At 29.5% G+C, this 15,371-nt stretch carries 13 protein-coding genes; 4 read left to right on the top strand and 9 right to left on the bottom strand.

Going from position 1 to position 15,371, the window contains the following annotated elements:
* Positions 1 to 58: 58 nt before the first annotated feature.
* Positions 59 to 1,030 carry a pyruvate dehydrogenase (acetyl-transferring) E1 component subunit alpha gene (gene pdhA, locus NL275_RS02515; protein ID WP_253299940.1) on the top strand — a complete coding sequence of 324 codons (972 nt, stop codon included), beginning with the start codon at positions 59 to 61 and terminating at the stop codon, positions 1,028 to 1,030.
* A gap of 40 nt (positions 1,031 to 1,070) precedes the next feature.
* Here pdhA and secA read toward each other — a convergent pair whose 3' ends face one another.
* Complete coding sequence (secA, locus tag NL275_RS02510) at positions 1,071 to 3,710, bottom strand: preprotein translocase subunit SecA (RefSeq protein ID WP_253299939.1); 2,640 nt, start codon at positions 3,708 to 3,710, stop codon at positions 1,071 to 1,073.
* 303 nt (positions 3,711 to 4,013) lie between these two features.
* On the opposite strand from secA, the gene NL275_RS02505 reads away from it, so the two are divergent.
* A complete protein-coding gene (locus NL275_RS02505) occupies positions 4,014 to 4,202 on the top strand; it encodes a hypothetical protein (protein WP_253299938.1) in 189 nt (62 codons plus the stop codon).
* 247 nt (positions 4,203 to 4,449) lie between these two features.
* On the opposite strand, the gene NL275_RS02500 is transcribed toward NL275_RS02505, so the two are convergent.
* From NL275_RS02500 to icd, 7 genes are all read right to left on the bottom strand, one after another.
* Positions 4,450 to 5,487, bottom strand: coding sequence for an aspartate-semialdehyde dehydrogenase (locus tag NL275_RS02500; protein WP_253299937.1), 1,038 nt, complete (start codon positions 5,485 to 5,487; stop codon positions 4,450 to 4,452).
* A 75-nt stretch (positions 5,488 to 5,562) separates the two neighbouring features.
* Entirely contained in the window at positions 5,563 to 6,408 is an 846-nt protein-coding gene (gene prmC, locus NL275_RS02495; RefSeq protein ID WP_253299936.1) for a peptide chain release factor N(5)-glutamine methyltransferase, read from the bottom strand.
* A gap of 218 nt (positions 6,409 to 6,626) precedes the next feature.
* Positions 6,627 to 7,868 (bottom strand): BAR domain-containing protein, encoded by a 1,242-nt coding sequence (locus NL275_RS02490; protein WP_253299935.1) that lies wholly within the window; start codon positions 7,866 to 7,868, stop codon positions 6,627 to 6,629.
* Complete coding sequence (locus tag NL275_RS02485; RefSeq protein ID WP_253299934.1) at positions 7,865 to 8,011, bottom strand: hypothetical protein; 147 nt, start codon at positions 8,009 to 8,011, stop codon at positions 7,865 to 7,867. Before NL275_RS02485 ends, NL275_RS02490 begins: the two co-directional genes overlap by 4 nt.
* A gap of 132 nt (positions 8,012 to 8,143) precedes the next feature.
* The gene (gene pheT / locus NL275_RS02480; RefSeq protein ID WP_253299933.1) at positions 8,144 to 10,483 is read right to left on the bottom strand and encodes a phenylalanine--tRNA ligase subunit beta; all 2,340 of its coding nucleotides are present in this window, start codon (positions 10,481 to 10,483) and stop codon (positions 8,144 to 8,146) included.
* Between the two features lie 134 nt (positions 10,484 to 10,617).
* Positions 10,618 to 11,196, bottom strand: coding sequence for a hypothetical protein (locus NL275_RS02475; protein WP_253299932.1), 579 nt, complete (start codon positions 11,194 to 11,196; stop codon positions 10,618 to 10,620).
* 176 nt (positions 11,197 to 11,372) lie between these two features.
* Positions 11,373 to 12,803 (bottom strand): isocitrate dehydrogenase, encoded by a 1,431-nt coding sequence (icd, locus tag NL275_RS02470; RefSeq protein WP_253299931.1) that lies wholly within the window; start codon positions 12,801 to 12,803, stop codon positions 11,373 to 11,375.
* Between the two features lie 130 nt (positions 12,804 to 12,933).
* Here icd and NL275_RS02465 point away from each other — a divergent pair, with 130 nt between their 5' ends.
* On the top strand, positions 12,934 to 13,446 hold the full coding sequence (locus tag NL275_RS02465; RefSeq protein ID WP_253299930.1) for an RDD family protein: 513 nt from the start codon (positions 12,934 to 12,936) through the stop codon (positions 13,444 to 13,446).
* Between the two features lie 298 nt (positions 13,447 to 13,744).
* Positions 13,745 to 14,062: a hypothetical protein gene (locus NL275_RS02460; RefSeq protein WP_253299929.1), complete on the top strand. Its 318-nt coding sequence runs from the start codon at positions 13,745 to 13,747 to the stop codon at positions 14,060 to 14,062.
* Between the two features lie 169 nt (positions 14,063 to 14,231).
* Here NL275_RS02460 and NL275_RS02455 read toward each other — a convergent pair whose 3' ends face one another.
* On the bottom strand, positions 14,232 to 15,338 hold the full coding sequence (locus NL275_RS02455; protein ID WP_253299928.1) for a D-alanyl-D-alanine carboxypeptidase family protein: 1,107 nt from the start codon (positions 15,336 to 15,338) through the stop codon (positions 14,232 to 14,234).
* Between the last annotated feature and the right edge of the window lie 33 nt (positions 15,339 to 15,371).

Genomic DNA, 15,371 nt, shown 5'->3' with positions numbered 1-15,371 from the left:
TATTAAAAAATGTTCAAAATTTCTGGTATTATGTTAGTGTAAATAGAAATATATTAATATGGAAGTAGAAAATTTTACTAAAGAACAAATTCTTTTATTTTATAAAAGAATGCTACTAATACGCAGATTTGAAGAAAAAGCAGGACAATTATACGGAATGGGCTTAATAGGTGGTTTTTGCCATTTATCAATAGGACAAGAAGCAGTTGCTGTTGGAACTCATGCTGCATCAAAAATTGGTGATTCCTTTATTACAAGTTATAGAGATCATGGTTTAATGCTTGCATGTGATTCCGATCCAAAAGTTGTAATGGCAGAGCTTGTTGGTAAAAAAGCAGGATGTTCACAAGGTAAAGGTGGATCGATGCACATATTTGATATTAAAAAAAAGTTTTTTGGTGGACATGGAATAGTTGGGGCACAAGTTCCTATTGGAACGGGAATAGCATTTGCAAATAAGTACAAAAAAAATGACAATGTTGTTTTTACATATTTTGGTGACGGTGCCGTAAATCAAGGGCAGGTATATGAAGCATTTAACATGGCAGCTTTATGGAAATTACCCGTTATTTATATAATAGAAAATAATGAATATGCAATGGGAACTTCTTTAAAGAGATCTAGTTTAGTAACAGATTTATATAAAAGAGGAGAAGGTTTTGGCATTAAAGGAAAACAAATTGATGGTATGAATGTATTCTCTGTTTACAATGCAACAATTGAAGCCGCTGAATATTGCCGTGCTTGTAATGGTCCTATTCTTTTGGAAATAAAGACATATAGATATCGTGGACATTCAATGTCAGACCCGGCAACTTATCGTTCAAAAGAAGAAGTTGAAAATGTAAAGAAAAATCATGATCCTATAGAAAACTTAAAGAAGTATATGATAGATAATAAAATTTCTTCAGAAGAAGAGTGTAAAAAATTTGACAAAGAAATACGCAACGTAGTTAAAGAGTCAGAAGATTTTGCAAAAAATAGTAAAGAGCCAGAAATTGATGAATTATACAACGATATTTATAAATAAACCTTATATCGCAACAAGCCATTATATTCAAGAAAAAAAGCTAAATTTTTGGGACAACTGAGCCATGGCAATGCTTATATTTTTTTCCTGAATTACACGGACATTTTTCATTTCTGGATACATTAAAAAAATTCTCTTTTGCAAAAAAGCCTGAGTTACTTGTTGTATAGTTATCTGCTAACTTAAAATGTGCTAAACGATGCATAGTAAGTTCTCTCCATTTTTCAAGCATTAACTCAAACATTAAAAAGGCTTCACGTTTAAATTCACTTAATGGATCTTTTTGACCTATTGCGCGCAAACCAATGCTTTGTCTTAATCTTTCTATAGTTGAAATATGTTCGCGCCATAAATGATCAAGTGTCATAATCATCACTTGTTTTACTATCGTATTCCATAAATTAGTTGTACCGTGACTGTTGAAATACCTCTCCTGTTCAATAAAAAATTCTGTTACATTTTTATTTGTATAATTTAGTGCATCTTGATTACTTGACAGACTCTTTAGGTAGTCACGATCCAAAGTGAGTCCATACCTCTTATAAAACTCACTTATTATTTCTTCAATATAGTCCTCATAGTAACCATTCTGAACTATTTTCTTTATTATGCTTTCATTAACTTCACTATATACTTCAAGTAAATCATAAGTTTTATCATTTAAGATGCTGTTTCTCTGTTCAAAAATAACTTTACGTTGATTGTTGATTACATCATCAAATTTAATTAAAGATTTTCGCACATCATAATTCCTAACCTCAACTTTTTTCTGTGCTTTTTCTAGAGCTTTATTAATCCATGGATGATGAATAGCTTCGTTATTATTTAATCCTACTTTTTGTAAAAAATTTCTCATTCTATCCGAACCAAATATTCTTAATAAGTCATCTTCTAGTGATAAGAAAAATTTAGACATTCCAGGATCACCTTGTCTTCCAGAACGACCGCGCAATTGATCATCTATTCTTCTACTTTCATGCCTTTCTGTACCAATAACACACAGGCCCCCTGCTTTTATTGCAATTTCTTTATCTTTTTGTACTCTTTCAACTATTTTCTGAATTGCCTTTTCATCCCCATCTTTTGTTTTACTAAGTTTTGCGATCATTTCAGCATTACCACCAAGCTGAATATCCGTTCCTCTTCCTGCCATATTAGTTGCTATGGTAATATTACCCGGAATTCCTGCTTGTGCAATTATATAAGCTTCTTGCTCATGATAACGAGCATTTAATACTGAATGTTTTAGTGAATGACTGTGTAATAATTCAGAAAGTTTTTCTGATTTTTCAATACTAACCGTACCAACAAGTATTGGCTGAAGACGATCGTGGCATTCTTTTATAAATTTTAATACTGCGTGGTATTTTTCTTTTTCAGTACCATAAATTTCATCATTTAAATCTAATCTTTTCACAGGTACATTAGTTGGAACTTTGACTACATTTAACCTATATATATCACGAAATTCTTCAGCTTCTGTTGCAGCGGTTCCTGTCATACCAGAAAGTTTATTATACATACGAAAATAATTTTGAAATGTTACTGAAGCTAGAGTTTGATTTTCATGCTGAATTTCAAGATTTTCCTTAGCTTCAAGTGCTTGATGTAGACCATCAGAATATCTCCTACCCTCCATCATGCGTCCAGTGAACTCATCAATAATGATTACCTTACCTTTCTTTACGATGTAATCTTTATTAATTACAAATAATTTATGTGCACGTAGTGCTTGATCTATATAGTGAATCATTATCAAATTATTTGTATCATAAAGTGAAGAATCTTCTTCAATTAAGTGATACGATTTCAATAACTCTTCTACATGTGAAATACCCTCATCTGTTAGAAACACTGATCTATTTTGCTCATCTAATTCATAATCATTAGTTTTTAATTTAGTAACTATTTTATTAATATATTTGTATACTTCATGATTGTCTTCAACTTGACCAGAAATAATAAGTGGTGTGCGGGCTTCATCAATTAAAATGGAATCAACTTCATCTACTATTGCATAGTTAAAGCCTCTTTGGACCATATCATTCGAATTAAATTTCATATTATCACGCAGATAATCAAAGGCTAATTCATTATTAGTTGAATAGACAATATCAGCACTATAAGCTTGTTTTCTTTCTTCATCTGTTAAATTATTTGTAATAAATGCAACGGAAATACCAAGTGAATTATATAACTTGCTCATCCATTCTGTATCTCTTTGTGCAAGGTAATCATTCACAGTTACTACGTGTACACCCTTACCTTCTATAGAGTTAAGATATGCAGCTAAAGTTGCAACAAGTGTTTTCCCCTCACCTGTTTTCATTTCTGCTATCATACCATTATGGAGTACTATTCCTCCAATTAATTGAACATCAAAGTGCCTCATATTAAGAAATCTTCTTGAAGCCTCTCGTACAACAGCAAATGCAGGTACAAGAATATCGTTTAATGTTTCCCCATTTTCCAGTCTTTGCTTAAATTCTTGAGCTTTGTCGAATATATCCTGATCAGACAAGCTTTGCATTTCTGGCTCTAATTCATTTATACGCTTAACTATTTTTCTAAATGGTTTTATTGTTCTTGTTGATTCAGTTGATCTTCTTATAATACAGAGCGATATTATAAAAATAATAAGTGTAACAGCAGCTAATGATATATATATGGAACTTTGCATGAATTGATAAATATCGATTTAACGCCTTATTATATTACTAATCTCCTTTTACAGCAATCTTCATACTTTGTTTTTTGCCCTACCCCGTTCTTACTACCCCTATTTGTTCTTTATTATTACAAACTTCTTTTAAAACCCTGCACTCTGACTAATGTGCTCTTCTCTTGTATGCCGTTTGCCTCCTCCTTACCACCCCTATCAGATTAATTACAGTTCATATTTTTCTCTAAGTTATATATTAATTAATATATTAGTAATATATATGTTTTAGCATTTATAACTATATCATTTATGGAGTTTAATATGTCTAAAGAAGCTAATACTACGTCATATATTAATAAAGTATACTCTCATGCATTATACCCTTACGACATTAGTAGTTTTAAAAAATCAAATTATAAAGATTATGAATATGATGAAGACGATAATACTTTCGTATCCCAATATGTGTATGATTATGATGATTATAATAATAATGATGATTATTTCTAATCATTTTATCATTACTAGAGATTCTACTTGTATACTTGGTGATTACTTTTTCTATAGATTCAAATATTTCTATTACAAGTTTGAAAAAATAAAATTTTATTATATTTTTTTTCATAAAGGTTTTTTGTTCAAAGAATTTAGAACAGAATAGATTTTATTGCTAATTACTATTATTTCAATTCATGATAAAAAAATCATGATATTATGTTTTGGAAAATATATACTACTTGTAATAAATTCACGAAATTTATGTTAATTTTGGAAATTGTTTTACTAAAATCTCTAAAATTTGTACCATATTTAGTGCTGCACCTTTACGTAAATTGTCAGCTACTACCCACATGTTTATTCCGTGTTCCACGGTATCATCTTTTCTAATGCGTGACACATATACAGCATCTTCTTGCACAACATCAATTTGAGTTGTATATCCTCCATCATCGCGTCGATCATATATTAAAACTCCTTTATCTTCAGCTTTATCGAGTATTTCATATACTGCTTCTTCTGAAATAGGTTCATGAAATTCTATATTAACTGATATTGCATGACCAACAAATACAGGCACTCTTACACAAGTTGCAGAGACTTTTATATCTTCTCCTAAAATCTTTTTTGTTTCTTCCCGCATTTTCCACTCTTCTTTTGTATAACCATTTTCCATAAAATTTCCTATATGAGGAATGCAATTAAAGGCTATCTGTTTAGGAAATACCTCAGACTTTTTGACTTCGTTCATAAACATTTTTTTTGTTTGATTATATAGTTCATCCATAGCTATTTTACCTACACCAGAGGTTGATTGGTAAGTAGAAACGACAATTCTCTTCACTTTTGCATGTTGGTGTAATGGATGTACTGCGAGTAGCATTTGTATTGTAGTACAATTAGGATTAGATATTATGTTATGATTCTTATATTCTTTAATTTTCTCTTGATTAATTTCTGGAATAATTAATGGCACATTTTTCTGCATTCTAAAACAAGAAGTGTTATCTATTACAATACATCCTGATTTTGTAGCAATCGGTACATATTTTTCAGAAACATAAGATAAGGAACAAAAAATCGCTATATCAACTTCAGCGAAGTTATAACCTTCAAGGCATAATACTGCTAATTCCTTATTACCGAAGCTTACTTTTTTTCCTGTTGATTTTTTTGATGCAAGTGGAATTATGGAATTGATAGGAATTTTTTTACTATTGTGAAAATCAGCAAGTATACCAAGCACTTCATGTCCTACCTTTCCAGTAGCCCCGACAACAGCAATTTTATATCCCATTTATTAAATCTATAAATCTAAGTTTATATTATATGTATTTTATTGATTAAGTTTACAACTATTTTCATATTACCATTAATCATACATCTGTTTAATAACTATACATCTTTTCATTCCCGATAAATCGTATACATACTCTTTAAAAATTAATCCATATGAATTTACTAATTTATTGATATTATTTTGATCTTGGCCTATTTCTAATATAGCAATTCCATTTTTTCTTAGATATTTTTTTAAAACTGAAAAAATACTAAGGTAACAATATAAACCGCTAGTACCACCATCAAGAGCAATTCTTGGCTCTTTTTTTACTTCAATTTGTAGATTTTTTAATGTTGTTCTTCTAATATAAGGAGGATTGCTAATTACAAGATCAAATTTCTCTTCACATTTTGTCCATGAATTTGGAAATATTTTAGCTCTACCAAATAAATTATGTTTTTTTATATTCTTACAAGCAATTCTATATGCTTTAAAACTCTTCTCAAAACCGATTCCTATAGCATATTTATATTCATTTAATACAGATATTAATAAACAACCCGTTCCAGTTCCTAAATCTGCAATTTTTAATTTTTGTTTTTTATTTTTGTAATATTTTAATACTGTTGATACTAGTGTTTCACTATCTGGTCTTGGATCTAAAACATCCTGACTCACTATAAAATCATTACTCCAAAATTCACGTTTACCTATTATATGAGATATTGGATGCTTTTCTGATCTTTTATTTATCAACTGCCAAAATAGATTTTCTTTATAAATTGGGACTAAATTAGTATTGTTTATCACTATAAATGATCTTTCTACATTAAGTACATGCTGCATAATTATTTCGCAGTCAAGATACGCTGTATCGATACTATATAAAGATAAAAATTTTGCTCCTTCTTGAATCAAAGAATTGATAGTTTTCATTTGAAGTAATACTTTAACTATTAATTTTTGATCAAAAACTCATTGAAGTAAATAAATTATGCATTAAATTACTTTAATATAAGATTAACTGTAGCTATTACCTTAACTTTTAACGCAATAACACTGAAGCAAATTTATATATTACTTTAACTAAAATAAGCTTTTTAAAATGTTAACATTAAACTTGCTCCAGATATATGTATCAAATAGTAAAATATTTATATTATCTGGTGATCTGTGCCAAATAAGACATCGTGATCACTTATCTCTTTAATATTTACACTAAATTGTTCCATCTCTTTATTCTCAATACCTGCGCTTCTTGCTTGTTTATACATATCACTCTTAGCATTACCCATATTATATAATTCTACTATAGGAAGATCTTTTAAAGTTTCTTCACTGATATACTCTTCCAAATCACTACCCTTTATCACATCTGAAACCTTTTTAATAAAATCTCTCACTAAATCTTTTTGTATTTTTAGTGTAATTATCATATAGTCTCTGATATTTTCTGTTAAAGTTTTTTCATATTTTGTACATTTTTGAATATGAAAATCTATTTCATCTGTAATTTTATTAGCTTCTGTGATTTCTCTCTCTATTTCTTTATTATTGTGATCTAAATTATTTTCCTTATCTATAATTTTTTTTAAACCTATTTTGAATTTAATCAATTCACCAGTAAATTCATGTAGATACTTTTTTTCAACCAATAACTCATGTATTTTGTTAGGTACTAGCTGCATGATTTTTGAAAAGCTTACTTTATCTCTAGAAAAAAGATCAAGTTCTTTAGCTAAGTCATCTTTTTCATTTATCATCTCTAGCATAGGATGTTTTTGTATCATTTTTTCTTCTTTTTGTTCTTGTTTGTGAATCTTATTCTGTATGTTCTGCTCTATTTCATTGATCTTTTTTATCATATCATTTATCGCTTTTGTTTTTTCTTTACTGAGATGTTTTGTTTCTTTCATATACTTTGCTAGCTTATAACCAAGACCAACTATTAATACTAACGTTAAAGCTCCTGCTACCCATCCCGCTATAGGAATAGAGTCCTCTGCAACTTCTATAGAAACTTCAGCTCCTAACTCTGCTGATGTTTCAATTATCTCTGCTCCTACTTCAGATTCTTCTGTTACAGCAGTTTCTGCAGCTTCAATTGACTCTACTCCACCTTCTAATTCTGCACCATATCCTTCTCCAACCGCACTAAATTCAAATGTTTCTGATTCTCCTACTTGTGAGTTTTTTGCTACTTCACTTTCAATTTCCGAACTACTTTGCAAAGCATTATTTTGACTAGGTTCTTCATCAAAAAATCTGCGTCTCGTAAATCTTCGCTGAAAATCTTCTAACTCTTCTTGATCTGTAGATGGCTGCTGTGATTGAAAGTAATCTAGAGGTGAAGGTGGTACCGGAGCTGCTGGTTGTTGTGCTGATATTTCAATCATCCTTCTGGAAGCTCTGAATTTATTACTGGACCTTCTAATGGATCTTCTAATGTTTGTAAACTTTTTATTTCTTCGGGTGGAACTATTGCTTCCCTTTTATTTCTGACCTTATATTCATTTTGCTTTAAAATTATTTCACTCATATATAATACTCTCTCGAAAAAAGTAATTTATATGATAAAAAAATAAAAATAGATTAAATTCTAAAATAATAATATTTATATATTAATATAAATATACAGTGACTTTAACTAAAATTAAAAGCGAATAAAAATCTATCTTAAAATCCCTCCGATATCTTTTACTGAATTAATTACCATATTTGATTCTTTTTGAATTTCTTCTTCAGTTAAAGTATGAGTTGAAGAACAGAAAGTAATTGATAATCCCACCGAAACTTTATTGGATTCTATGTTACTCCCACTGTATATATCAAATACTAAAACTTCTGTGATTAACTTCGAGCTTTTTTTCAATATGCTAATTATATTACCTATTTTTATATTCTTATTCATTATGAATGCAAAATCACGTCTTGTGCTTTGGTACTTGTAATCGACAAATTTTTGTTTGCTGAGGGGTAAGTTTTTTATATTTTCTAAAATTACTTCGAAGCCCATGACTTTTTGCTCAATATCAAATAAACTTGCTATATGAGGGTGTAATTCTCCAAAGTAGCCTAATATTTTATTTTTAAAGGAAAAAACACCTGACTTTCCTGGATGGTAATATTTTTTATCTGTTTGTTCTACTATGGTTAGATTGTCACAACTAACATTAAAAACTTCTAAAACCGATAAAAAATCAGCCTTTACATCAAAAACATCTACTTCTCTATTAATATTATAAATACTCCTTGGTAAGTTATTTCCTGATCTTATTCCACTTAAAATATATTTAGGTTGACTTATAGTGGTTTCACTATCATATACCGGCCCAATTTCAAAAATTGCAAGATCAGATACTCCATGAGCTATGTTTTCAGCAACAATCTGCAATAAATTCGGCACAATACTTGGCCTCATAATGTTAAAATTATTATTAAAAGGGTTTTCAATGGTAAATAACTTATCCATATAACCAAACTTTTCTGCTGTTATATCATTCATAAATGACCAAGTTAATACTTCATGAAACCCTCTACTCGACATTAAGGTGCGTACATCATCATGTATGCTAGTTACAACTTCAGGGTTACTAATTAATGGTTCTTCTTTTATCTTTTCATAACCATATATTCTTACCACCTCTTCAACCAAATCAGCAGATATTGTTACATCTGATCTCCAACTAGGAACATGTACTCTCCAATTAGAATCAGTTTTTTTATCAATATTAAATCCTAGTCTTATTAAAATGTTGAATATTTCATCAGATAATATGGATACACTTCCGAATGTATTTACATCTTGATAATTAAAATCGATACAGCTATTTTTCTTATCTAAATTACCAGCAGATAATACATCTGAAACTTTGCCACCACATAAGTCTATAATCATTTTAGTTGCAAGATTTAACCCAGAGATAACGAAACCTGGATCAATAGCCCTTGCAAATCGATAGCTGGATTCTGTTGATATATTCAATTGTCTTGAAGATTTCATTACTGAAACTGAGTCAAAATAAGCAGATTCTAAAAAAATATTCTTAGTTTCAAGAGAGCACTCACTGTATTTTCCACCTATCACTCCAGCAATCGCATGTATTTTATTATTATCAGAAATAACATTTATATTTTTATTCAGAAAATATTCTTTTTCATTTAAGGCGCAAAATATTTCTTTATCATGGACCTTTCTTGCTGTAAGTGTTTTATCTATTTTATTCGCGTCGTATACATGCATTGGCTGACCAAATGATATCATAATATAATTTGCGATATCTACCACTGCAGAAACTGAACGCATTCCTATCGACTCAAGTTTATCTTTTAACCATTTTGGGCTTTCTTTATTTTGTATATTGGAAATATATCTGCCGCTAATAAAGCTTTCATTATCGGCAACTTCAACATTTATAGAAGAATCTATCTCATTGTTAATTTCTGGAAAAGTTAGAGTTTTTAGAGTGCCAATTTTAGTTGCAGCTAAATCTCGAGCTATTCCGTATATATTTAGACAATCTCCACGATTTGGAGTGATATTAACATCAATAATAGAGTCGCAATTAAAAAATTTTTCTCCCACTTGATAATTATCAGAAAGCTTTATAATTCCTTCACTACTTTCCTTAGTTAAAGCTAACTCAGAAGTAGAACAAAGCATTCCTTCACTTAATACGCCTCGCATTTTTATAGGCTGAATTGTGAAAGTACTTTTCGGTAAAGTGCTACCCACCGAAGCAAGTACTGTCTTCATATTATTTTCAACGTTACTTGCTCCACAGACTATTTGTAGAGTTTTACTGCCGTCATATACTTTACATAATTTTAATTTATCAGCATTAGGGTGAGGAAGTACTTCCAATACTTCTACGACAATAAATCCAGCCAAAGCTTCATTATCAATCACGTTTTCTACTTCTAATCCTATAGAAGTTAATTTATCAGTAATTTCTTTTAAACAAGCATTCGTTTCCAGGTAGTCAAGTAACCAAGATAATGTGAATTTCATCAATTTTAAAAAATATAAAAGTCTATTGTAATACAAAATACAATTCTTTTAAAGTGTACTATGACGTAGAAATAGACTTCATATTTATTTTTATAATATGCAAGCCTATTTCGCATTGCTACTTCATTCTTTTGTTATGAACCATTAGGTGATGTTTCATTAACAAGAGAAAGCTTCCTAGAAAATTTCACAAATTTTAATTCATGATCATCTAGAGAAAGGCCTTCAATCTCTCCTATCTCGTCAAAACTTTTTCTCCCGAATAAAATGCTAATATTATAGTGGCTTTCATCCACTACTTTACCTAATGTTTTATAACAATCAACATATTGATTGAGAGACTCTTCTATAATTTTAACATCTTTTTTTTCTGGACTCAGTACAAACATCGAATTATTCCAAGCTTCACTTGTACCTTTTAAAGAAAAAATGCCATTATTTAGCGTCATATCATCAACGTGTCCATCAATAATTGAAATATTAACCTTATAACGCAAACCTACCAACTCTTCAATCGTTTCCATACAAACACCGCTGTGATCATATAAGTGCATAGCAGCTCGCAAAGATTGACCAGCAACCTCCATTATACCATCGCAGGAATCACAATGTTGATTTTTGTTGTTGACAACAAACCACTGGTGATTTTTGTTGTCGATAACAAACCACTCTTCTAGTGGTAAATTAGGATCAGTAAAATCTATTCCATTCATGTTTTACCTCATACTAATTAACAAATAGTTAACTAAATTATAATTAAAGTAAGATATTAAGTCAATTATTTATATTCTTAATATTTGGTTGATTTGTATAGAATTTAGCTAATTTGAACCCAAGATTCTATCTTGGTACTTTTATATTATTAGATAAGGCTTATAATATTCTATATCTAACAGAAAAAACCCTCTTTTCCATCATACAAGTACAATTTTTCCATTTTTATAACATCAAAATTATTTTCCTCTAATTTTGTAAGTATGCTATTCATATCATTGTTTGTAATACTTTGTTTTTCATCATTTTTCATTAACCTGCAAGTTACTTGATCACTAAGATATTCTGAATTACCTGGCCAAACTACAAGACCTTTTGAGTATATTGATGTAACTTGGATTGTATTAGATTTAAAAAGATTTACTACTTGTTCAAAATTACTATCTTTGCTCCAAGAAAGTGTAATATCACTACCTACTAGTTCTTTAATTTTATAATCTTTTATATAATCATTTTGTACTTCGCAGGTTATCTTTGAACTCACAGATTCATTAATTATAAGTTCAGATAGTATATTCGGTTTTTTGCCCAAATTATTTATAACTTCTTCTGCAAATTGATTGGTGGTTGCTTTTCTTTTGCTTGTTTTATCACTATATAAATCAGCAGTATGTATACCATCTTCAAGAGTTTTTAACCACGCATCATAAATCAATTTTGCAGTATTAGATTGACCTATATATATTAACATCTGTACTGTAGCATTTAAAAGTCCGGAAGGATTAGCAATATTTTTCCCTGCAATATCAGGAGCAGAGCCATGTACTGCCTCAAACATAGCATATTTATTTCCGATGTTACTGCTCCCAGCTAATCCAATAGATCCTGAAGTTTGTGCTACAATATCTGATAGTATATCGCCATACAAGTTCTCTGTAACGATAACATCAAAATTCTCTGGTTCTGTTGCAACTTTTGCCATTCCAATATCAACTATATAATGTTCTGCTTGTACATCTGGGTAGTCTTTTGCAACATAATCAAATGCTGCATGAAATGCACCATCTGTCATTTTCATAATATTATCTTTAATCAGGCAAGTGACCTTTTTTCTATTGTGTTTTTTTGCATACTCAAAAGCATATTTACATATTTTTTCTGAACCAGAACGGGTAATGATTTTTGTACACTGATAAGAATCACCTGTTAGTCTATACTCTATTCCAGTATATACATCTTCTTCATTTTCACGTATTACGATAATATCGAATTTGCCAAATTTATTTTTTATAATAGGAAAATATGATATACACGGTCTTATATTTGCATACAACCCAAGTTTTTTTCTTAACGCAACATTTAAACTTTTGTGACCCTTACCTTGTGGAGTGGTTGTAGGAGACTTTAAGAGTATTTTTGTCCTTTCAATAGATTCCCACCCACTAGGAGAAATTCCATGAGACCACTCTTTGTTATAAATACGCTCACCTATTTCTATAATTTGGATTGATACTTTTGCTTCTACTTCACGGAGTATTGATAATACTGCTTCCATTATCTCTGGACCGATACCATCGCCATATGCAACTGTAATTGGTATAGACATATTTTTCCTTTAAGAATTAATGTCTTCATGTTAATACAAATAATACAGGTCGTCAATTTTACGATTATTTAATATCTGCATAATATAATAGATGTGAAGAACAAAAAGTAATTGTTTGGCAAGAAATAATATGAATGATACTGAAGTAAAATATGCAGGAGTAACTAGACGTACTATAGCAGCTACAATTGACAGGTTTTTCTGGGTTATTGTTACTGAAGTTTTTTCTTGGTTCACTTTTCTTGTATTATCTAATAACAATAACATTTATGATCATTTCTTTACTGCAAACGTACAAATAAGTTTGTTTTATATAAGTATGTTTTACACAATAAACTTATTTGTAGTATTGGAAATATTAATGATAACAAGATTTGGTGGTACTCCTGGACAATTGTTATCTGGTATTCGCATAAAAGATGAAAGTACATTTAAAAATATTACTCTAGCAAAATCGACAATCAGGTGTATTTCAAGAGAAGTTATTTTGAATATTATTTTTCTTTTAGCTAGTAGTATTTCTGGGCTGTTTATAGGGTTAATACCCTTAATTGTAATATTTGCAATATTTGACCGACGCAAGAAGTTTTTTCATGATAGAATTGCTAAAACAGTTGCAATAGTTTACAAAGCTAAAAATTAATATTTTTTGTTTATAATATTGAATGATGTCAAGATAAGGACTAATTTCTCATCAATGATGCATGTTAACTTTTTACTCTCGCTAGAATCAATTATTCTATATATCTATTTTACTAAAGACTAATTTACCTTCTATAACTTTACATTAACCTTAACAATGTCTTTAATGCTTAACATACTAGGTGTAGTATTAGGAACAAAAACTTTATTTATCATTAAATTACTTTTTTATTAAAAAAATAATTGATTAATATATAATATATATTAATTTAAAAACCAGACTCAATTTTATTGAGGTTGTGAATTATGAAAAAAAATTAGAAAATAATGAGAATACCCCATTTCATGGAAAATTAATTGTAGGATTAGATAATATGTATCGTGCTGAGCAATTTAATCCATGCGTAAGGGCTGTTTTACCTTATACATGTACACTACGTATGATGCTTGGAATTTTATACGACGGCTTATTTAAAGAAAGAAATTTTGGTAATAGTAGCTACAAAGAAGTGATTAATTATTACAGTAACGATACTATAGCTAGAAATGAGAGGTCAGATAGCAAAATTAGTATTTCATTTGTTGAGAAAACAGGAGAAAAAACTCATTCCAGATAATAAAGAATGTATGCAGGTTACCTGAATTTGCATAGATTCTTTTTTTTATAGCTAGTAAGGATCTGTGCATCTCTTTCTATTTTCTTATATAATTTTTTGTGCACTTCTTCTACAATTTTCTCTTTATTTATATTTCATACAAAAAGTATATTTATTTACAATCATGCTGTTAAAATAGAACTCTGAAAAGTTTTTCTATATAATTCAACTCTTTCACATCATTCATTGCATAAAGTGGTATAATTTTTCGTTCAGTACCCGATATCTCTACATGAAGCTTTCCTACTTCTTGATCCTTTTTTATTGGCGCAGGTATCATATTTGTATATTCAATTCGTACCTTAACTTTATCATACAAATTACGATTATATGTTATAACAACATCGTTCTTAACTGTAATAGGTAGTTTTTTATCTTTTCCATTTAGAATATCAACTTCTTCAACAACATATCCCTTGGTAAAGATTTTTTTAGTAGTAAAATGATTGAAAAAATATTGTACCAATCTTTTTGCTTCTTCTATTCGCCCTTTTTCAGTGCTAAGACCATTTATAATAATAAATATTCTTCTATTATCACGTTGTGCTGATGCAGCAATCCCGTAACCTCCAGCATTTGTATTACCAGTCTTTAAACCATCAACCCCAATATCGTAAGAAAGTAGAAGATTTTTGTTTTTTTGTATAACTTCGTTGTATTCAAAGTTCTGTTCTGAAAATAAATAGTAATACTCAGGAAAATCAGTAAAAATTCTTTTTGATAATATTGCTAAATCTCTCGCACTCATAAAGTGACCTTCATCTGGCCATCCGCTTGAATTGACAAAATGACTATTATTAAGATTTAATCTTTGCGCTATATCATTCATTTCAATCACAAAATCCTCTTCTGATCCTGCAACACCTTCTGCTAGAGTTATACATGCATCATTACCTGAAGCTATAATAATCCCTTTTAATAGATCATTGACTGTAACAAATTGACCTTCTCTTAAGAACATAGAAGATCCTTTTCTTTCCCATGCTTTTTTACTCACTTGAAATTTATCTTCCATGTTAATTACTCCAGCTTTTAAATAATCAAAAGCTACATATAGAGTCATTAATTTGCTCATAGAAGATGGAATCATTTGTTCATCAGCATTATTCTCAAATATAAATGATCCCGAAGATAAATCTAAAACTACCGCTTGTTTTGCTTTTGTTCTAAAGTGATATGCGTGTAAGTGATAAGGAAGCACTAAAGCCAAAAGCAAAATTATGAATTTGCTTAACATGTTTATAATTTAAAATGTATATTGTACTCATTA

The organism is Wolbachia endosymbiont of Chironomus riparius (assembly GCF_918315375.1).
The sequence above is the reverse complement of the archived record's forward strand: the minus strand, read 5'-3'. Positions and strand labels throughout refer to the sequence as shown.

Coding starts and splice junctions, on each gene's coding strand:
- pdhA (WP_253299940.1), top strand. CDS start 59: ATGGAAGTAGAAAATTTTACTAAAGAACAAATTCTTTTATTTTATAAA.
- secA (WP_253299939.1), bottom strand. CDS start 3,710: ATGCAAAGTTCCATATATATATCATTAGCTGCTGTTACACTTATTATT.
- NL275_RS02505 (WP_253299938.1), top strand. CDS start 4,014: ATGTCTAAAGAAGCTAATACTACGTCATATATTAATAAAGTATACTCT.
- NL275_RS02500 (WP_253299937.1), bottom strand. CDS start 5,487: ATGGGATATAAAATTGCTGTTGTCGGGGCTACTGGAAAGGTAGGACAT.
- prmC (WP_253299936.1), bottom strand. CDS start 6,408: ATGAAAACTATCAATTCTTTGATTCAAGAAGGAGCAAAATTTTTATCT.
- NL275_RS02490 (WP_253299935.1), bottom strand. CDS start 7,868: ATGATTGAAATATCAGCACAACAACCAGCAGCTCCGGTACCACCTTCA.
- NL275_RS02485 (WP_253299934.1), bottom strand. CDS start 8,011: ATGAGTGAAATAATTTTAAAGCAAAATGAATATAAGGTCAGAAATAAA.
- pheT (WP_253299933.1), bottom strand. CDS start 10,483: ATGAAATTCACATTATCTTGGTTACTTGACTACCTGGAAACGAATGCT.
- NL275_RS02475 (WP_253299932.1), bottom strand. CDS start 11,196: ATGAATGGAATAGATTTTACTGATCCTAATTTACCACTAGAAGAGTGG.
- icd (WP_253299931.1), bottom strand. CDS start 12,803: ATGTCTATACCAATTACAGTTGCATATGGCGATGGTATCGGTCCAGAG.
- NL275_RS02465 (WP_253299930.1), top strand. CDS start 12,934: ATGAATGATACTGAAGTAAAATATGCAGGAGTAACTAGACGTACTATA.
- NL275_RS02455 (WP_253299928.1), bottom strand. CDS start 15,338: ATGTTAAGCAAATTCATAATTTTGCTTTTGGCTTTAGTGCTTCCTTAT.